The sequence below is a fragment of the Tabrizicola sp. genome (assembly GCF_041911175.1).
In the GTDB taxonomy this organism is placed as follows: domain Bacteria; phylum Pseudomonadota; class Alphaproteobacteria; order Rhodobacterales; family Rhodobacteraceae; genus Tabrizicola.
In genome coordinates, this window is the sequence record NZ_JAYRPN010000016.1 from 18,023 (window position 1) to 36,687 (window position 18,665).

The following is an 18,665-nucleotide window of genomic DNA, read 5'->3' on the forward strand; positions in this document are numbered from 1 at the left end:
CGACTGGCAGAAATCGAATGCGACCGGCCCTGACCCGACTGGCCATGATCTTCGCCCTGGCGACCGGCATGGCCGCCGCCGACCCCGCGCCACCCACCCCCGGCCCGCTGGTCGCAACACTCAAGGTCGGCGTCTTCTGCGCCTTGCAGGCGATGGACCAGCGCCCCGCGCCCGGCACGATTTCCGGCTGGATCCATGTGCCCGAGGGTAAGATCGACTTTCACTGGCCCGACCGGCAGGTCGTCCCCGCCGCCATCGGGCTGGCCTTCGGGGTCAAGTCGCAGATGGTCCCCGGCGTCTTCGCCACAGGCGAGATGCGCGTCTATCGCCCCGGCTCTGCCACGCCCGAAACCTGGGAGTCCGGCTTCTCCGATACCGGCGAACAGTTCGCCTTCTTCCGCTTCGACCGCGAGGACGAGCTGATCCACGGCCTCTGGCGCTTCGAAGCCTGGGAGGGCGAGACCAAGCTTTACGCCGCCGAGTTCGAGGTCGTCCCCGCCGCCGCCCTGCCGGAAATCGTGAACGCCTGCGGTGCGATTTCCTGAAATCGGTCGCGACACTTTCAGTCGCGTGGCGCTGCATCAGTGAAATCTTGTTGCGCTGCAACCGCGAAGGCGCTAGTCCTTCGCAGGTGCAGAATCCCGCCGGAGACGACCCATGCCAGACGGACAGGCCATGACCAAAACCGTGATCCTTCCCGAGCTTCAGGCCCTGACTTCCACCGCCTTGCCCGAGGTCGAGGCTTTGTTCGGACAGGCCCGCGACGGGCTGAAGGCGCAGGTCTCGACCGGCGGCAAAGTGTCGAACCAGGCGCTGGAAGCGCGGCAGTTCCAGGCGCATTCGCTGTCATGGCTGGCAACCTACGTCGAAGCGCTGCGCCAGCTGAACGCCTGGGCCGGGCGGCTGGCGGAGGCAGGCCAGTTCGGCACGATGGAGGCGCTGATCCTGCAGATCGGGTCGGGGGAATACCTGACCCAGATCGCCGGCGGCATCCCGATGAGCCAGACCGAATTCGCGCGCCTCTCCGACCTAGGACTTACCTGGCAACCCGGCCCGGCGGCGGCCAAGCTGATCTCGCAGGGCAACACGCCCGAGGCGCGTGCGGCCCTCGTGGCGCTGATGCGCGACAACCACGGGCGGGCGACCTTCGGGGCCACGGGCCTCGACGCCGAATTGGAGATGATCCGCGACCAGTTCCGCCGCTATGCCGACGAAAAGGTCATCCCCCGCGCGCATGACTGGCACCTGAAGGATCAGCTGATCCCGATGGAGGTGATCACCGAACTGGCCGAAATGGGCGTCTTCGGCCTGACCATCCCGGAAGCCTACGGCGGCTTCGGGTTGTCGAAAGCCTCGATGGTCGTCGTCTCGGAAGAACTCTCGCGCGGCTATATCGGCGTCGGCTCGCTCGGCACCCGCTCGGAAATCGCGGCGGAACTCATTCTCTGCGGCGGCACCGACGAGCAGAAGGCGAAATGGCTCCCCGGCCTCGCCTCGGGCGCGATCCTGCCCACCGCCGTCTTCACCGAACCGAACACCGGCTCTGACCTCGGCTCCTTGCGCACCAAGGCGCGGAAGCAGGGTGACGACTGGGAGATCACCGGCAACAAGACCTGGATCACCCATGCCGCGCGAACTCATGTGATGACCGTCCTCGCGCGGTCGGTCGAAGGCACCACCGATTATCGCGGCCTCAGCATGTTCCTGGCGGAAAAGACCCCCGGCACCGATGAGACCCCCTTCGTCGACCCCGGCCTGTCGGGCGGCGAGATCGAGGTGCTCGGCTACCGCGGCATGAAGGAATACACCGTCAACTTCGACGATTTCGCGGTGAAGGGCGAGAACCTCCTGGGCGGCGTCGAGGGGCAGGGCTTCAAACAGTTGATGCAGACCTTCGAGAGCGCCCGCATCCAGACCGGCGCGCGCGCCATCGGCGTGGCACAGGCTGCGCTGGAGACCGGGATGCAATATGCCGAGGACCGCAAGCAGTTCGGCAAGAGCCTGATCGAATTCCCCCGCATCGCGGGCAAGCTGGCGATGATGGCGGTCGAGATCATGATCGCCCGCCAGCTGACCTATTTCTCCGCCTGGCAGAAGGACCACGGCCAGCGCTGCGACCTGGAGGCCGGGATGGCCAAGCTCCTCGGCGCCCGCGTCGCCTGGGGAGCCGCAGACAATGCGTTGCAGATCCACGGCGGCAACGGCTTCGCGCTGGAATACCGGATCAGCCGCATCCTCTGCGACGCGCGCATCCTGAACATCTTCGAAGGCGCCGCCGAAATCCAGGCGCAGGTGATCGCCCGCCGCCTGCTGGAGTGACCGCTTGATTTGCGCCCGGCGGCCCCTAATGCTGGAGCCAGTGCATTTCAGGGGGCGGGCATGGAATTGGTGCTGCTGACCGGCGTTTCCGGGTTCATCGCGAAACATGTTGCGCTGAAGCTTCTGAACGCAGGCTACGCGGTGCGCGGCACCCTTCGCCGCCTGGATCGCGCCGATGAGGTGCGCGCCGCCCTGGCCCCCTACCTGACCGAACATGCGGGCGAGTTGAGCTTCGTCCAGGCCGATCTCGAATCCGACGCGGGCTGGGCCGATGCCTTCCGGGGCGTCACGGCGCTTGTCCACACCGCCTCGCCCTTTCCCGGCGCGCAGCCGAAGGACCCCGCCGCCGTGATCCGCCCCGCCGTCGAGGGCACCGAGCGCGTGCTGAAAGCCGCCGCCGCCGCCGGGGTCAGCCGTGTGGTCCTCACCTCCTCCACCGCCGCTGTCCTGAACGAGGCCAAGCCCGACACCCTGCAGGACGAAGCCGACTGGTGCGACGTGCATCTGCCCACGACCACGCCCTACGCCAAGTCGAAGACCCTCGCCGAACGCGCCGCCTGGGAGATCGCCAAGGCGCGCGGGTTGAAGCTGACCACGGTCAATCCCGGCCTGGTCTTCGGCCCGCCGCTGGACGAACACTACGGAACGTCGCTGTCGGTGGTGGAACGCATCCTGAAAGGCCGGGACCCGATGATGCCCCCGACCGGGCTTCCCGTCGTCGATGTCCGCGACGTGGCCGAAATGCACCTGCGCGCCCTGCAACGGCCCGAGACCGCCGGGCGGCGCTATCTGGCCGCGTCGGGAACAATGGCCTATGTCGACATGGGCCGCACGCTCAAGGCCGCCTACCCCACCCGCCGCATCCCCACCCGCGAGGCACCGCAGATCCTGGTGCGCGCGCTTGCCTTGTTCGACCCGGCAATCCGCACCATCCTGCCCAAGCTTGGCCATCTGGAACGCGTCTCGAACGCCCGCGCCGTGAAGGAAATGGGGATGGAGTTCATCGCCCCCAAGGCAGCACTCCTCGCCTCGGCCGACTGGCTGGTCAAGCACGGCAGGATCTGGGCCTAGGCCGGCACGCCCCCGCGCGAAGGCCGCGCCGCGCCCAGACGTGGATGCAGCCGCCCGGCCACCGCCCAGGAGGCCAGCAGCCCCGCCCCCGCCGCGACGAAGATCCCCGGCAAGGGCGCCACCCACAGCACCAGCCAGGCCGCCCCCGGCGTCAGGATCGACGAGACATCGCGGAAGCTGGAATAGACCGCCGACATCTCGGTCCGCTCCGAGGGCTTCACCGACATAAGGAAGGGCAGCCCGCCCACCACGTCCAGCATGACCAGGAAGACCGAAGCCGCCATCGTCAGCGCCACCGTCGCCCAGGGCAGCACCGAGAGCAGGCCGGCGGAGAGGAACAGCGTCCCGCAAACCCCGAAGGCAAAGCGCACGGACCGGCGCACCGACAGCCTGCGGGCCAGCCGGTTGATCGCGGGGGCCGCGAACAGAAGCGCGTTGGTGATCGACAGCGCGATGCCGCCGACCTTGTCGCCCAAACCCGCCTCGATGCAGAAGATCGGCAGGTAGACGACATAGACCCACCAGCCGCAGGACCGCATCACCGCGAACATCCAGCCCGCGATCAGCCTTGGCTGGCGGAAGAAGCGGCCAAGGTAGCCGACCGGGTTCACCGCCGGGCGCCTGGCGCGCTGGATCTGCTTGCCATTGCCCAGCCGCAGCACCCAGAAGGTGACCAGGAGCGCCAGCGCGAAGACCCCGGCCAGGAAGAACGGCGCCGGGGGCCACTGGTCATGCAGCCAGACCCCGGTCATCGGCCCGATGGCCCAGGGCGCCGCGGCATAGACCATCTGCGTCGACTGGCTTTTCCCCAGGTTCGCCCGGTCGACATAGTCCAGCACATAGGCGTTCAGGCAGACGAAGGTCGTCGCCGTCGCCATCGCGTTGCAGGCCAAGGACATCGGCACCGACCACCAGGTCCCCAGGATCGCCAGCGACATCCCGCAGAGATACAGCACGCAGCCCCCGGTATAGGCCCAGCGGCGCGGGATGAAGCGGGTGGCCCAGGGCACCATCAACCCCCAGACCAGGGCGACGATCCCGGCCAGGAAATAGACGAAGGAGGTCGACTGCGCATCCTGCAAGGCGGCATAGACCGCCAGCGGCATCGCCGAGATCAGCGTGCCGCGCACCGCCGCTTCAAGACCGGAGAGAAGGGCGAAATGCTCGATGCGCGGGGTCGGGCTGTAGCGCAGCGCCAGCGGAATGTAACGGTTGGCCATGCCGTCACTTGAAGGGCGGCACCGGGGTTCCGTCTGTCACAGGCGCGACATCATCCGTCGTTTCAGACGGAGCGCGCGATCAGGTCGACCAGCCGTGATCGCGCTTCGGGCAGGGGCCGGTCATGCAGCACGGGGCGCAGCTCGCGGTCAAGGAAGAAACCGGTCAGCCGCAGGCCCATGAGCACCGCGCCCGGCCCCATCGGCCCCTCGTCCCCCAGGCCCTCGGGCAGCGGGATCAGCCGCTCGGCCCAGTCCCCCGCCCCCGCTGCCGTCACCGCGCGCCCCGATTTCGGGCTGACATAGGCCAGCCCCTCGGTCGCGCCGGTGACGGCACAGGTCGACAGGTCCAGCCCGAAGCCGATCTCCTCCAGCAGGCACAGCTCCCAGCGAAGATAGGCGGCCGTCCAGCCCTCCAGCCCCATCGCGTCCATCAGACCCAGCGTGCGCTGCCACAGCGCCGGATGCGGCTCGCGCTCCGGCACGGCCTCGTGCAACAGCGCGCAGACCGCCATCAACCCGGCCAGCGCCAGCCGATCCGCCAGGAGATGCGCACGGGACTTCAGCGGCTCGACGGTGAAGCTGCCGATATGCTCGTCCAGCCGCGCCCGCCAGTCCAGCGTCAGGCCTGTCCCCGGCTGCAACATCGCCGCCATCCTGCGCGAGGCGCCGCCGCGCACCACGCCCATGTGCCGCCCATGCGCCGCAGTCATGACCTCGATGATCGCCGAGGTCTCGCCATGCGGTCGCATGGACAGAAGGATGCCTTCGTCGCGCCAGTCCATGCCGGGACTATCCTTGGCGGCGCAGATGGGCGCAAGCTCCGCCGAACCCCTCAGTCCCGCAAGCCGTCCTCATCCAGAAGCGTCCGCCCCTGCCGGTCCTCCAGCTCGATCAGCCAGAGGTCGGGGTCGCGCGCCCTTGTCCGCGCCAGCAGCGCATCCACCTCACGCTCCGCGCCCTCGGCCAGCAGGAACCAGGCCCGCGCGCCGGTCAACAGGTCCGACCGCCGCTCGAAAGCCCGCGCGGTTCCGTCCAGAAGCGCCACCTTCACCACCACCGCCCCCGCTTCCGGGTCGCCCTTCGCGGTGACATAGGCCGGAACATCCGCCAGCCGCAGCCGGGTCAGATAGGCCGAAACCCAGACGCCCGAGGCCAGTCGCACGCTCATGCAGCTTCCTCTTGGCCAAAATACTCCCGCCGGAGGCGCCGACACGTCCACCCGCACGCCCGGATCAGAACAGCGCCAAATTCCTTCGAAGGAATTTGCAAAAGTCTTCGAAGACTTTTGGCCCCCTCAGGCATCGCCGTCCTTGAAATCCAGCCCCATCTCGGAATAGCGCTCGGCCTCTTCCAGCCAGTTCGGCCGCACCTTGACCTGCAGGAACAGATGCACCGTCCGGCCCAGGAACTCGGCGATCTCGGCCCGCGCCGCCTGGCCGATGGCCTTGATCGTCTCACCCCGGTTGCCAAGGACGATCCCCTTGTGCCCGTCCCGCGCGACATAGACCACCTGGTCGATCCGCGTCGTCCCGTCGGGCTTGTCCTCCCATGTCTCGGTCTCGACAGTCAGCTGGTAGGGCAGCTCCTCGTGCAGCCGCAGCGTCAGCTTCTCGCGCGTCATCTCGGCGGCGATCATCCGCATCGGCAGGTCGGCGATCTGGTCCTCCGGATAGAACCACGGGCCCTCGGGCAGCACCTCGGCCAACCAGTCGCGCAAGGCCTCGACCCCGTGGCCGCGTTCGGCGCTGATCATGAAGGTCTTCGCAAAGGGAAAGGCCTGGTTCGCCGCCTCGGCCAGCGCGAGCAAGGTCTCCGCCTTCACCCGGTCGATCTTGTTGATTGCCAGCGCCACCGGCTGACCCTTCGGCATCTCGTCGCGCAACCGGTCGATGATCGCCTGCGCGCCCTCGGTCAGCCCGCGATGCGCCTCGATCAGAAGCACGATCACATCGGCATCCGAGGCCCCGCCCCAGGCCGCCTTGACCATGCTCCGGTCCAGCCGCCGCCGGGGCCGGAAGATGCCGGGCGTGTCGACAAAGACGATCTGCGCCGCCCCCGCCATCGCGATCCCCCGGATCCGCGCCCGCGTCGTCTGCACCTTGTGGGTGACGATACTGACCTTCGCCCCCACCATCCGGTTCAGAAGGGTCGACTTGCCGGCGTTCGGCTCTCCGATCAGGGCGACGAAGCCCGCGCGCGTGTCAACCATTTCCCGCCTCCATCCGTTCCAGCAACATCCGCGCCGCCGTCTGTTCCGCCAGCCGCTTCGGGCGGGCCGTCGCTTCTGCCGAGGCCCCGTTCTCCAGCCTCACCCGGATGGTGAAGACCAAGGCGTGATCGGCGCCCGAGCGGCCTGCCTCCTCATAGACCGGCGGCGGCATGCCCCGCGCCTGGGCCCATTCCTGCAACAGCGATTTCGGGTCGCGCGCGTCCGTCTCCACCGCCGCGATCCGCTTGCCCCAAAGCCGCAGGACCGTCGCCTGCGCCGCCGCGAAGCCCGCGTCCTGGTAGACGGCGGCGATCACCGCCTCCATCGCGTCGCCCAGCAGAGCCTCTTTCCGGCGACCCCCGGTCAGCATCTCGCCCCGGCCCAGCTTCAGGACCTCGCCCAGCCCCACCTCGCGCGCGACATCGGCGCAGGTTTCCTTGCGCACCAGCGCGTTGAACCGGGGGGCAAGCTGACCTTCGCTCGCCTCCGCATCCGCCGCCAGCAGCGCCTCGGCCATGACGAGGCCCAGCACCCGGTCGCCCAGAAATTCCAGCCGCTGGTTGTCGGGCCGGGTGGCCGACCCGATCGAGGCATGGGTCACCGCGCGCAACAGAAGGTCGGGCTTGCGGAACTGGTGCCCCAACCGGCCCTGAAAGGCCAGGAGGTCGGCCGAAAGCCTCACTCGATCGCCTTGAAGAAGCGGTCGGCCCGCCAGGTCCAGAAGTAGAACAGGCTCCGCCCCGCCGAGGAGAAGATGATCCTATCCGCCCGGCCGATCAGGTATTCCGCCGGCAGGTAGCCCACCCCGCCCACCGCCTGCGGGAAGCGGCTGTCGGTGGAGTTGTCGCGGTTGTCGCCCATCACGAAGTAGTGGCCCTCGGGCACGGTGAACACATCGGTGTTGTCGCCCGGACCTGCGGCATCGATGTTCAGGACATGATGCTTGCGGCCTTCGGGCAGGGTTTCGATGAAGCGGCTCTTCGTGCAGATGCCGCCGTCGCCCACCGCGCCGTTCTCGCAGCGCGGGCGGTTGCGCATCGGGCCCTGCGGCTCGTAGGTTTCCTCGAAGACCCCGTCCGCCACCTGCGGCGCCTCGACGCCGTTGATGTAGAGGATCCCTTCCTTCACCTGGATCTTGTCGCCCGGCAGCCCGATCAGCCGCTTGATATAGTCGGTCCCCGCCGTCGGATGGCGGAACACCACCACGTCGCCCCGCTGCGGCTCGGCCCCCCACACCCGGCCGGAAACCGGGCAGAGGCTGATCGTCGTGAAGGGGATCTCGCAGGAATAGCGCGAATAGCCATAGGCCATCTTGTTGACGAAGAGGAAGTCGCCGATCAGCAGCGTATCCTTCATCGATTCCGAGGGAATCCAGAACGGCTGGAAGAACACCGACCGGAAGCCGATGGCGATGACCAGGGCCCAGAAGACGGTCTTGATGGTCTCGACGATGCCGCCTTCGGAAGTGTCCTTGGCCATGATGCCCTGCCTTTGTGATTTCGGCGCTACATGCGCGCCGGGGTCGGGGGAGTCAAGCGCGCGGCCCCCGCTGCGGCCAGCGGACGGGCCTCGATCACCACGAAAGCCTGTGCCCAGGGGTGGTCGTCGGTCAGCGTGACATGGATCACCGCTTCGTGTCCCGCAGGCGTCATCGCCCGCAGCCGTTCGGCCGCCCAGCCCGTGACATGCATCACCGGCTGGCCCGAGCGCAGGTTCGTCACCGCCATGTCCTTCCAGGAGATTCCCATGCGCAACCCGGTGCCCAGCGCCTTGGAACAGGCCTCTTTCGCCGCCCAGCGCTTCGCATAGGTGGCGGCAATCGCCCGCGCCCGGCTTTCCGCCTTGCGCTGTTCGATCTCGGTGAAGACCCGCTCCTTGAACCGGTCGCCGTGGCGCGCGAGGACAGCTTCGATGCGTTCGATATTGGCAAGGTCGGTGCCGATGCCCAGGATCATGTCGGCAACTCCCCGCCCCGGTTTTCGCACAAGAAACGGGCCGGTCCGCAGTTGCAGACCGGCCCGCCTTCCAGGAGATGTGTCAGCCCCGTCCCAGCTGGCGCGATGCCATCGCCAGCCCAAGCATCGACGCCCCGTCCGAGATCAGCTGCAGCCCCAGCAGAAGCCCCAGCGTGGTCAGCGCGGCCTGGGCGAAGTTGGCGAAGATCAGGATGCCCAGCCCCAGCGACAAGAGGCCGGACAGCAGAACCATCCACTTCCAGTTGCCAGCCTCCATCGCCAGCGAGGCCACGATCTTGAAGACGCCCGAGACCACGAACAGGATTGCCAGCAGATAGGTCAGGCTGATCACGCCGGCCAGCGGATTGGCCAGCAGGCTGATCCCCGCAAGGATGGCCAGTACCGCCAGAAGCAGCGACCACAACCGATGGCTCCAGTCGGTTTCCCGAAAGGTCGCGACGATCTGCAGGATGCCGATCAGCAGGAACAGCCAGCCGGTCAGGAGTGTCACCGCGATGGACCCGGCCACCGGATTGAGGATTGCGAAGAACCCGGCGATCACCGTGATGATCCCGAGAATGATAAGCAAGCTTCTGTTTTTCATCTGAAACTCCACCAAACGGGAGACAGGTTCCCGTAGGGAAGACCGGACCATGCCGTTGCCAATCCGTCAACACTGAACTGATTCCCGCTGGTCCGGCGCTGGCACCTTCACAATCAGCGGCCTTGCTGGTCGCGGCCCTGATCCATCCGGCGGCGCATTTCCTCGATGGCGGGCTCCAGCCCCCGGAAGATCGCCTCGCCGATCAGGAAGTGACCGATGTTCAGCTCGGCCAGCTCGGGGATTGCGGCGATCGGTTCCACATTGTCATAGGTCAGCCCATGCCCGGCATGAACCTCCAGCCCCAGGCTGGCGGCCAGCTCGGCTCCGGCCTGCAGGGAGGCAAGTTCCCGTTCCCCAAGCGCCGCATGGCCATCGGCCAGCAGGTCGGAATAAAGCCCGGTGTGCAGTTCCACCACCGCCGCGCCGATCTTCGCGCTGGCCTCGATCTGCCGGGGGTCATGGCTGATGAACATGCTGACCCGGCATCCCGCTTCGCGCAGCGGCGCGATATAGTCGGTCAGCCGGGCCAGGTCGCTTGCCACGTCAAGCCCGCCCTCGGTCGTCCGCTCCTCGCGCTTCTCGGGCACCAGGCAGACGGCGTGCGGCTTGTGGCGCAGGACGATGGCCTGCATCTCCGCCGTCGCCGCGCATTCGAAGTTCAAGGGGACCGTCAGCGCAGCCATCAACGCCTCGATATCGGCGTCGCGGATGTGGCGGCGGTCCTCGCGCAGATGCGCGGTGATCCCGTCGGCCCCCGCGGTCTCGGCCAGAAGCGCCGCGCGCAGCGGGTCGGGCCAGGCGCTGCCGCGCGCATTCCGCACCGTGGCGACGTGGTCGATGTTCACCCCAAGCCGAAGCTTGCCGGGCTTTTGCAGTGTCTGGGTCATTCCGGCCTTCCCGCGTTTTCCGCCAGCTTACGGCGCGCCTTGGCTGTCGTCATCTGCGTCGTCGCCCTTTTCGCCACGCAGCTTCAGCTTGGCCGCCGCTTCCGCCAGCTTTGCCCGCATCTTGCGGCGACGCTCCGCCCGCTCATGCGCGGTGGCCGCGCGGGCCTTCTGGTAGGCCTCGACCAGCGGGATGGTGATGTAATAGGCCGCAATGCTCAGGATCAGCCCCGGTCCCAGCGCGCCGATGAAATAGGGCACATAGATTTCGTGCCAGAACTTGATCAGCCCGTCCCATTGCGTCTTCTCCGGGCCGAAGATCGCCATGAAGTTGAACCACAGGTCATGGCCCGCCTCGCCAAAGGCATGGCCGATGTACTTCGCGTTCAGCGGTGCCTCGATGCCCATGATCCAGTGGCCCAGCGTCATCGCCAGCACCGCGAAGAAGGGCGTCGTCACCGGATTGGTGTTGAACGTGGCCAGGAGCGCCGCCAGCACATTGCCCCGCGCCAGCCGCGCCGCGCCCCAGGCGGCCACGAACTGCAGCCCCGGCAGCGGCAGGAACCCGATCAGCGACCCCGCGAAGACCCCCCGCGCCACCCGGTGCGGCTGGTCGGGCAACCGGCGCATCCGGTAGACCACATAGCGGATCGCCCGCTTGAAGCCCGAGCGCGGATAGACCTGCTCGCGCAGCCAGGCGCTCCACGTCAAAGGTTCTCTACGCTTGAAGACCAACGTCGCCCCTTGTCCGGGCCCCACACCCGTTTCCAGCCTACCGGCCCCCGTATCGTCCGCTTACGGCCGCCGTGTCAAATCCCGATGACGCGAGATTTGCGCCACGTCGGTTTCGGCCTCCAGGGCCGTCATGACCATATGAAGATGTTCCACGTCGCGCAAATCTACGTCAATGATAAGGCGATAGAAATCCGGCTTCCGGTCGGTGAACCGCAGGTCCGAGATATTGGCCTTCTGCTCGCCGATCAAGGTGCAGAGGCGCCCAAGCACGCCCGCGTCATTCGAGATCGTCACGTCCAGGCTCACCGTGAACACCGGCGAATGCCGCCCCGCCTCCCAGCGCAGGTCGACCCAGCGCGCGGTCTGGTCCTCGAACTCCTCCAGCGCGGGGCAGTCGATGGCGTGGACCACCACGCCCTGCCCCCGGTAGGTGATGCCGACGATCCGCTCGCCCGGCACCGGCTGGCAGCAGTTGGCGCGGCGGAAGGTCTGGTCCGCCGTCAGCCCGATCACCGGGCGCTTGTGGTCGACTTCCTCGGCCACCGCCTGCGCGAGTTCCGGATACAGGATCTCCACCACCCGCCGCGCCGGCATTTCCGCCGAGCCGAGCCGTGCCAGCAGGTCGCTCTCGTCCGCCAGCCCCAGCATCTTCGCCGCCGTCCGCAAGGCCTTGTCAGATGCCTTCTTGCCGACATGGTCGAAGGCCGCCCGCGCCAGCTCCTGCCCCAGCTTCACGAACCGCCCCCGGTCCTCCTCGCGCAAGCTCCGCCGGATCGCCGCCTTCGCACGGCCCGTGGTCACGATGTCGATCCAGCTCGACTGCGGGCGCTGGCCTTCCGCCGTGATGATCTCGATCGACTGGCCGTTCTTCAGCCGGGTCCACAAGGGCACCCGGATCCCGTCGATCTTCGCCGACACGCAGGAGTTCCCGATCCGCGTATGGATCGCATAGGCGAAGTCCAGCGGCGTCGCCCCGCGTGGCATCTGGATCACGTCGCCCTTCGGCGTGAAGCAGAACACCTGGTCGGAGTACATCTCCAGCTTCACATGCTCCAGGAACTCGTCGGTATCGCCCTCGTCCAGCCGTTCGGTCAGCGTCGCGATCCACTTCGCCGGATCGACCGCAAACGGGTTCGCCGCCCGCACGCCCTCGCGATAGGACCAGTGCGCCGCGACGCCCGCCTCGGCCACCTCGTGCATCTCGCGCGTGCGGATCTGCACTTCGACCCGCTTGCCGTCGCGCCCCGAAACCGTGGTGTGGATCGAGCGATAGCCGTTGGTCTTCGGCTGGCTGATGTAATCCTTGAACCGCCCCGGCACCGCCCGCCAGCGCTGGTGGATCACCCCCAGGATGCGGTAGCAATCCGCGACCGACCCGGCAATCACCCGGAAGCCGTAGATGTCGGACAACCGGCTGAACGCCAGGTCCTTCTCCTGCATCTTCCGCCAGATCGAGTAGGGCTTCTTCGCCCGCCCGAACACGTCAGCCTCGATCTGCGCCTTTTCCAGCTCGTGCAGGATGTCCGCCGTGATCTTGTGCACGACGTCTCCCGATTCCTTCTGTAAGGTCAGGAACCGCCGCAGGATCGAATTGCGCGCCTCGGGGTTCAGGACCTTGAAGGACAGGTCCTCCAGCTCCTCGCGCATCCATTGCATCCCCATCCGCCCGGCCAGTGGAGCGAAGATCTCCATCGTCTCGCGGGCTTTCTGGGCCTGCTTCTCCGGCAGCATCGACCGGATCGTGCGCATGTTGTGCAGCCGGTCCGCCAGCTTGACCAGGATCACCCGCAGGTCGCGGCTCATCGCCATGAAGAGCTTGCGGAAGTTCTCGGACTGCTGGCTTTCGGTGTTCGACAGCTGCAGGTTGGTCAGCTTCGTCACCCCGTCGACCAGTTCCGCCACCTCGGCGCCGAACAGGTCGGTCAGGTCGGCATAGGTCGACCGCGTGTCCTCGATCGTGTCGTGCAGAAGCGCGGTGATGATCGTCGCGTCATCCAGCCGCTGCTCGGTCAGGATCGCCGCCACCGCGACCGGATGGGTGAAATAGGGCTCGCCGGATTTCCGCATCTGCCCGTCGTGCATCTTCATGCCATAGGCATAGGCGCGACGGATCAGGTCGGCATTGCAACGCGGGTTGTAGTTGCGAACCAGGGCGATGAGGTCTTCGACGTCGATCATCACCGCCCCGCTTTCGGGCCCACCACCGGGCTTGCGCCCGTCAGAACTCGCCCTGGGCTTCCATCAGGGCGCGGAGGAGCTTTTCCTCCGACATGTCGTCGACCATCGGGCGATCCATCTCGCCACCCATCAGAAGCGCCATCTGGTCTTCTTCCGGCTCGTCGACCTCGATCTGGGTCTGGTAGCTTTCGATCATCCGCTCGCGCAACACTTCAGCCTGCTGCGCCTCGTCGGCGATCTCGCGCAGGGCGACGACCGGGTTCTTGTCGTTGTCGCGGTCCACCGTCGCGGGCGAACCCGAGGCGATCTCCCGCGCACGATGGGCGGCAAGCATCACCAGCTCGAAGCGGTTCGGGACCTTGTCAACGCAATCTTCGACCGTCACACGGGCCATAAGGACACTCCAATCGGCGTGGCTGCTGGAAGTGGCCTATGTATGACGGTCCTTCCGGCTTGACAAGCGGCAAAACAGCCAAAATCACAGGGGTTTCACCGCGTCGCGATCCGCCGCGGGCAGCGCCGCCAGCATCTGCCGCACCGTCAGCCCCAGTCGCGGATGCACCCAGTCCGGTGCCACATCGGCCAAGGGCACCAGCACGAAAGCCCGGTCCTGCAGGCGCGGATGCGGCAGGATCAGCCGGTCGGGCGTGGCCTTTGCCTGCGCCCCGGGCGGCAGCATCCGCCAGGCATCCTGCACCGCCGCATCGGGCAGCACCGAATCGCCCAAGGCCACCAGGTCGATGTCCAGCGTCCGCATGCCCCAGCGTTGTTCCCGTATCCGGCCGAAATGCGCCTCAACCCGATGCAATCGTTGCAGAATTGACGTAGCGTCAACTTGCGCGTCCACCTCCAGCACTGCCGCCGCGTTCACATAGTCAGGCCCGGCCCCCGCCGGGAAGCAGGGCGTCGCGTACAAGGGGCTAAATGCCAGAACCGAAAGGCCTTCTGCAGCAAGCGCTTTGGATGCCGCAAGAATCGTCTGTGCGGGCGATTCTCCCTCGAATGGCAGGTTTGCGCCGAACGCAACCAAGGCTTGCACTGATTTACCCATCGGACAGAATTATTTCCTATACTTCACTTGTCGGATCGCGTCCGGGGCTGGTATTCACCGGGTGTTGGCCGACGGATTTGACTACGCGACGTGCGATTGACACGAAAGACGTGGACCGCGCGGCGACATTGAGGGGACCTTTGAATGTTTTACAAGGACGAACGGCTCGCGCTGTTCATTGATGGTTCGAACCTTTACGCGGCCGCCAAGGCTCTGGGTTTCGACATCGACTACAAGCTTCTCCGAATGGAGTTCATGCGTCGGGGAAAGCTCCTGCGCGCCTTCTACTACACGGCGCTGCTGGAAAATGACGACTATTCGCCGATCCGGCCGCTGGTCGACTGGCTGCACTACAACGGCTTCACCATGCGCACGAAGCCCGCGAAGGAATACACCGACAGCCAGGGACGGCGGAAGGTGAAGGGCAACATGGACATCGAACTCACCGTCGATGCGATGGAGCTGGCGCAGCGGGTCGATCATATCGTGCTCTTCTCCGGCGACGGCGACTTCCGGCCCCTGGTCGAAAGCCTGCAACGTCAAGGGGTTCGCGTCTCGGTCGTCTCGACGATCCGCAGCCAGCCGCCGATGATCGCCGACGAGTTGCGTCGTCAGGCCGACAACTTCATCGAACTGGACGAACTGCGGGAAGTCATCGGTCGTCCGCCGCGCGAGCCGCGCCCCGTCGTCGCCGAAGAGGTCGCGGTCGAGGCGAAGTGAGCCTTCTGTCGCCTGCGACCGGGGTCTGGGGAACCCGGTCGTGATGGCGCTTTCCGGCCTGTTTCTCGCGGCCTTCCTGGCCGCGACGCCGGTTCCGTTTCAATCCGAGATCGTGTTTCTGGGATTTCAGGCCGCCGGTTGGCATACTGGCCTTCTGGTGCTGGTCGCCTCCGTCGGCAACACGCTTGGCTCTTGCGTCACCTATGCGCTTGGCCGCTGGCTGGCCGACCAGCGCGACCACCGTTGGTTTCCGCTGTCACCGCCCCAACTTGCCCGCGCCGAGGGCTGGTTCGCCCATTGGGGCGTCTGGTTGCTCCTCTTGTCCTGGGCGCCCTTCGGCGACATGATCGTCGGGGTATCGGGCGTGCTGCGGGTGCCGCTTCCGCTGTTCCTTGCGCTGGTCGCCCTTGCCAAGACCGCCCGCTACATCGCGCTCGGCTGGCTGGGGGCTGCGGCGTTTGGTGGCTAGACTGACGCTCGTCGATGCCCTTCGGGCACTCCTCGCCGGGGCATCCCCGACGAGAAGCCGAAGGCGCACGAGGAGGATCGTGGTTAGCGGATCCTGAACGTCCGCAACCAACCCCTTGAAATCGCTTGGTCCGAAATCCTGTCCACCGTGGACACCCCCCGCACTGGACGCCGCGCCCCGCAGGCCCTAAGTCTGGCCTGACAACCCCCGGAACCCCCGATGCCCGACCTGCCCCCCCTCACCCTCTACCTCGCCGCCCCCCGCGGCTTCTGTGCAGGCGTCGACCGCGCGATCAAGATCGTCGAGATGGCGATCCAGAAATGGGGCGCCCCGGTCTACGTCCGCCACGAGATCGTCCACAACAAGTTCGTCGTCGACGCCCTCCGCGCACAGGGCGCGATCTTCGTCGAGGAACTGGAAGACTGCCCCGCCGACCGCCCCGTCGTCTTCTCCGCCCACGGCGTCCCCAAATCCGTCCCGCTTGAGGCCGCCCGCCGCCAGATGATCGCCGTCGACGCCACCTGCCCCCTGGTGACGAAGGTCCACAACGAGGCCGCCCGCCACCACGAGATCGGCACCCAGATGATCTACATCGGCCACGCCGGCCACGCGGAAACCGTGGGCACGATGGGCCAGCTCCCGCCGGGAGAGGTCCTGCTGCTCGAGACGGTCGAGGACGTCGCCACCCTGCAGGTCCGCGACCCCGCGAAGCTCGCCTTCATCACCCAGACCACCCTCTCCGTCGACGACACCGCCGAGATCGCCGCCGCCCTGAAGGCCCGCTTCCCCCTGATCCACGCCCCCGCCCACGACGACATCTGCTACGCGACCACCAACCGCCAGGCCGCCGTGAAAGCCGTCGCCCCGAAGATCGACGCCCTCCTGGTGATCGGAGCCCCTAACTCCTCGAACTCGCGCCGCCTGGTCGAGGTCGGCGCGGCAGCCGGTTGCTCCTATTCCATGCTGATCCAGCGCGCCGCCGACATCGACTGGCGTGCGTTGCAGGGCGCCCGCGCCATCGGCCTGACCGCCGGGGCCAGCGCGCCGGAAGTTCTGGTCAACGAAGTCATCGACGCCTTCCGCGCCCGCTTCTCCGTGACGGTGGATCTGGTCGAAACCACGGTCGAGGACATCGAATTCAAGGTCCCCCGCATCCTTCGTGAGCCCGCCTGATGCTGAAACCCCTCGCCCTCCTCCTGTTGACCGCGACCGCCGCCATCGCCCAGGACGCCCCGGTCCTCGCCGAATATGCGACCGACTCCGGCAGCCTGCCCCCGGAATATGCCTGGGAAACCAGCGTGACGATCCTTGCAGACGGGCGGCTGACCCTGAAGCACTGCAAGGGCTATGAAACCGAAGGCCCCGCCTGCAAGACCCGCCGCGCCAAGGTGTCCGACGAGGCGCTGGCGGCGATCCTCGCGGCGGCGCGGGACAGCGACCTCGCCGCGCACCCCGCGCAGCAGGCCGAGTATCCGATGGTCGGCGGCGGTTCGGTCAGCGGCGCGGTCTATCTCGACGGGGCGAAGATCACCCTCTTGTCGCAGCCCGCCGAGGCCGATGCCGCGCGGGTGGGCAAGGTCCTGCAAGCCATCGCCGCCGCCATCCCCCCGCGCTTCGACCGCTTCACCCACCCTGACTGATCTGGCCATGCGCGCGCCCGCACGCTAGACCAGCCGGATGAGTGACGACGCCCGCATCCCCCGCCCTGCCCTCCTCCTCGGCCTTGCCGGGCTGATCCCCTTCCTGTGGTCGGCCGCGACACACCTATCGCCCGCCCTCACCGCCTCGGCCGGGCTGTGGCTCAAGCCCATGTTCCTCGGCGCCTATGTCGGGATGACCTGGGGCAGCGTCGTCCTTGCCTTCATGTCCGGCGTCCTCTGGGGCTTCGCCACCAAAGCCGAGGGCCGCGAGGCCGCCGTCGCCTATACCCTCTCGGTCATCCCCGCGCTCTGGGGCTTCGTGATGGTCTCCGACGCCTCCGACACCTCGGCGATCTTCCTTGCCGCCGGATTCGCGGGGCTCCTGCTCCTCGACGCCACCTTCCAGGCCTGGGGCCTTGCGCCGCGCTGGTGGCTGCGGCTGCGGGTCATGCTGACTGTCGTCACCCTTGCCTGTCTCGCCATCCCGTTGCAGGCCTGAGCGATGCCCGAACTTTTCGCCTATACCGACGGCGCCTGCTCCGGGAACCCCGGCCCCGGCGGCTGGGGCGTGCTGATGCTGGCCCGCGAGAACGGCGTGGTCATCAAGGAACGCGAGTTGCAGGGCGGCGAGGCGCTGACCACCAACAACCGGATGGAACTCCTGGCCGCGATCTCGGCGCTTGAGGCGCTGACCCGGCCTTCGGACGTGACCATTGTCACCGACTCTGCCTATGTGAAGAACGGCATCACCGAATGGATCTCCGGGTGGAAGCGCAAAAACTGGCGCACCGCCGGGGGCAGCCCAGTGAAGAATGTCGAGCTGTGGCAACGGCTTGAAGCCGCCGCCGCCCGGCATCAGGTGACCTGGCGCTGGATCAAGGGCCACGCGGGCCATGCCGAGAACGAGCGCGCCGACGCGCTTGCCCGCGCCGGGATGGCGCCGTTCAAGGCCCCGGCATGAGCGGCTTCACCCTTCAGGACGGGCTCGACTACGCCTCGGTGCTGGTCTTCGCGCTGACCGGGGCACTCGCCGCCAGCCGGTCGCAACTCGATATCGTCGGCTTCATCTTCATCGCCTGCCTGACGGCCGTCGGCGGCGGCACGCTGCGCGATGCGATCCTGAACCGCGAGGTGTTCTGGGTCGCCGATCCCCTGATGCTGGGCGTTGCCACGGTTGCGGCGGTGCTGGTCTTCTTCACCGCCCATCTCCTCGAAAGCCGCTACCGCGCGCTTCTCTGGTTCGACGCCGCCGCTTTGGCTGTCGCTGTCCCCGCCGGGGTGGCCGTGGCGCTAGCGGAAGGCCAGGGCTGGCCCATCGTGCTGGTCATGGGGATGATCACCGGTTGCATGGGCGGGCTGCTGCGCGACGTGGTCTGCAACGAGGTGCCGCTGGTCCTGAAACAGGGCGAGCTTTACGCGACCTGCGCGCTGGCCGGGTCGCTGGGGGCGGTGGTGGCGGGCAGCTTCGGCTTGCCGCAGGGGTTTGCGCTCCTCATCTGCGCGGCGCTGGTTTTTGTCTTGCGGGCGGGCAGCATCGCCTTCGGCTGGCGGTTGCCGGTCTATCGCTCGCAGCCACCCCGCCCCGGGGCGCCGAAACGCTGAGCTTGCCA

Annotated in this window: 23 protein-coding genes; 10 read left to right on the forward strand and 13 right to left on the reverse strand. The window is 67.2% G+C overall.

Annotated features, from left to right (window positions below; translation table 11 throughout):
• Positions 1–44 precede the first annotated feature (44 nt).
• The 3 genes from ACE3P6_RS01960 (at position 45) to ACE3P6_RS01970 (ending at position 3,390) form a co-directional block, all read left to right on the forward strand.
• Entirely contained in the window at positions 45–545 is a 501-nt protein-coding gene (locus ACE3P6_RS01960) for a hypothetical protein (protein ID WP_374391282.1), read from the forward strand.
• A gap of 112 nt (positions 546–657) precedes the next feature.
• Complete coding sequence (locus ACE3P6_RS01965) at positions 658–2,319, forward strand: acyl-CoA dehydrogenase family protein (protein ID WP_374391283.1); 1,662 nt, start codon at positions 658–660, stop codon at positions 2,317–2,319.
• Between the two features lie 60 nt (positions 2,320–2,379).
• On the forward strand, positions 2,380–3,390 hold the full coding sequence (locus ACE3P6_RS01970) for an SDR family oxidoreductase (RefSeq protein WP_374391284.1): 1,011 nt from the start codon (positions 2,380–2,382) through the stop codon (positions 3,388–3,390).
• Here ACE3P6_RS01970 and ACE3P6_RS01975 read toward each other — a convergent pair.
• The 13 genes from ACE3P6_RS01975 to folK all read right to left on the reverse strand — a co-directional run bounded on the left by ACE3P6_RS01975 (position 3,387) and on the right by folK (position 14,226).
• A complete protein-coding gene (locus ACE3P6_RS01975) occupies positions 3,387–4,610 on the reverse strand; it encodes an MFS transporter (protein ID WP_374391285.1) in 1,224 nt (407 codons plus the stop codon). The genes ACE3P6_RS01970 and ACE3P6_RS01975 overlap by 4 nt on opposite strands.
• 62 nt (positions 4,611–4,672) lie before the next feature.
• Positions 4,673–5,392 carry a DNA repair protein RecO gene (recO, locus tag ACE3P6_RS01980; RefSeq protein WP_374391286.1) on the reverse strand — a complete coding sequence of 240 codons (720 nt, stop codon included), beginning with the start codon at positions 5,390–5,392 and terminating at the stop codon, positions 4,673–4,675.
• A gap of 50 nt (positions 5,393–5,442) precedes the next feature.
• Positions 5,443–5,778 (reverse strand): DUF1491 family protein, encoded by a 336-nt coding sequence (locus ACE3P6_RS01985; RefSeq protein WP_374391287.1) that lies wholly within the window; start codon positions 5,776–5,778, stop codon positions 5,443–5,445.
• Positions 5,779–5,904: 126 nt separating this feature from the next.
• Entirely contained in the window at positions 5,905–6,819 is a 915-nt protein-coding gene (gene era / locus ACE3P6_RS01990; RefSeq protein ID WP_374391288.1) for a GTPase Era, read from the reverse strand.
• Complete coding sequence (gene rnc / locus ACE3P6_RS01995) at positions 6,812–7,501, reverse strand: ribonuclease III (protein ID WP_374391289.1); 690 nt, start codon at positions 7,499–7,501, stop codon at positions 6,812–6,814. The genes era and rnc overlap by 8 nt, the downstream gene beginning before the upstream one ends.
• Positions 7,498–8,298, reverse strand: a complete 801-nt coding sequence (lepB, locus tag ACE3P6_RS02000; RefSeq protein ID WP_374391290.1) for a signal peptidase I — start codon at positions 8,296–8,298, stop codon at positions 7,498–7,500. Before lepB ends, rnc begins: the two co-directional genes overlap by 4 nt.
• 26 nt (positions 8,299–8,324) lie before the next feature.
• Positions 8,325–8,774, reverse strand: a complete 450-nt coding sequence (gene acpS, locus ACE3P6_RS02005) for a holo-ACP synthase (RefSeq protein ID WP_374391291.1) — start codon at positions 8,772–8,774, stop codon at positions 8,325–8,327.
• A gap of 82 nt (positions 8,775–8,856) precedes the next feature.
• Positions 8,857–9,378, reverse strand: a complete 522-nt coding sequence (locus ACE3P6_RS02010; protein ID WP_374391292.1) for an HdeD family acid-resistance protein — start codon at positions 9,376–9,378, stop codon at positions 8,857–8,859.
• A gap of 113 nt (positions 9,379–9,491) precedes the next feature.
• A complete protein-coding gene (locus ACE3P6_RS02015; protein WP_374391293.1) occupies positions 9,492–10,265 on the reverse strand; it encodes a pyridoxine 5'-phosphate synthase in 774 nt (257 codons plus the stop codon).
• 27 nt (positions 10,266–10,292) lie between these two features.
• Positions 10,293–10,973 carry a DUF2062 domain-containing protein gene (locus ACE3P6_RS02020; protein ID WP_374376962.1) on the reverse strand — a complete coding sequence of 227 codons (681 nt, stop codon included), beginning with the start codon at positions 10,971–10,973 and terminating at the stop codon, positions 10,293–10,295.
• Positions 10,974–11,057: 84 nt separating this feature from the next.
• Positions 11,058–13,175 carry a bifunctional (p)ppGpp synthetase/guanosine-3',5'-bis(diphosphate) 3'-pyrophosphohydrolase gene (locus ACE3P6_RS02025; protein WP_374391294.1) on the reverse strand — a complete coding sequence of 706 codons (2,118 nt, stop codon included), beginning with the start codon at positions 13,173–13,175 and terminating at the stop codon, positions 11,058–11,060.
• A gap of 40 nt (positions 13,176–13,215) precedes the next feature.
• Positions 13,216–13,569: a DNA-directed RNA polymerase subunit omega gene (gene rpoZ, locus ACE3P6_RS02030; RefSeq protein WP_294972420.1), complete on the reverse strand. Its 354-nt coding sequence runs from the start codon at positions 13,567–13,569 to the stop codon at positions 13,216–13,218.
• A gap of 84 nt (positions 13,570–13,653) precedes the next feature.
• On the reverse strand, positions 13,654–14,226 hold the full coding sequence (folK, locus tag ACE3P6_RS02035) for a 2-amino-4-hydroxy-6-hydroxymethyldihydropteridine diphosphokinase (protein ID WP_374391295.1): 573 nt from the start codon (positions 14,224–14,226) through the stop codon (positions 13,654–13,656).
• A gap of 144 nt (positions 14,227–14,370) precedes the next feature.
• On the opposite strand from folK, the gene ACE3P6_RS02040 reads away from it, so the two are divergent.
• The 7 genes from ACE3P6_RS02040 to ACE3P6_RS02070 all read left to right on the forward strand — a co-directional run bounded on the left by ACE3P6_RS02040 (position 14,371) and on the right by ACE3P6_RS02070 (position 18,657).
• On the forward strand, positions 14,371–14,946 hold the full coding sequence (locus tag ACE3P6_RS02040) for an NYN domain-containing protein (RefSeq protein WP_374377015.1): 576 nt from the start codon (positions 14,371–14,373) through the stop codon (positions 14,944–14,946).
• A gap of 43 nt (positions 14,947–14,989) precedes the next feature.
• A complete protein-coding gene (locus ACE3P6_RS02045) occupies positions 14,990–15,415 on the forward strand; it encodes a YqaA family protein (RefSeq protein ID WP_374391296.1) in 426 nt (141 codons plus the stop codon).
• A 219-nt stretch (positions 15,416–15,634) separates the two neighbouring features.
• Entirely contained in the window at positions 15,635–16,588 is a 954-nt protein-coding gene (gene ispH / locus ACE3P6_RS02050) for a 4-hydroxy-3-methylbut-2-enyl diphosphate reductase (RefSeq protein ID WP_374391297.1), read from the forward strand.
• Positions 16,588–17,055: a hypothetical protein gene (locus tag ACE3P6_RS02055; protein ID WP_374391298.1), complete on the forward strand. Its 468-nt coding sequence runs from the start codon at positions 16,588–16,590 to the stop codon at positions 17,053–17,055. Before ispH ends, ACE3P6_RS02055 begins: the two co-directional genes overlap by 1 nt.
• A 37-nt stretch (positions 17,056–17,092) precedes the next feature.
• Entirely contained in the window at positions 17,093–17,554 is a 462-nt protein-coding gene (locus tag ACE3P6_RS02060; RefSeq protein ID WP_374391299.1) for a DUF3429 domain-containing protein, read from the forward strand.
• A gap of 3 nt (positions 17,555–17,557) precedes the next feature.
• Complete coding sequence (rnhA, locus tag ACE3P6_RS02065) at positions 17,558–18,016, forward strand: ribonuclease HI (protein ID WP_374391300.1); 459 nt, start codon at positions 17,558–17,560, stop codon at positions 18,014–18,016.
• Positions 18,013–18,657, forward strand: coding sequence for a trimeric intracellular cation channel family protein (locus ACE3P6_RS02070; protein ID WP_374391301.1), 645 nt, complete (start codon positions 18,013–18,015; stop codon positions 18,655–18,657). The genes rnhA and ACE3P6_RS02070 overlap by 4 nt, the downstream gene beginning before the upstream one ends.
• Positions 18,658–18,665: the final 8 nt, after the last annotated feature.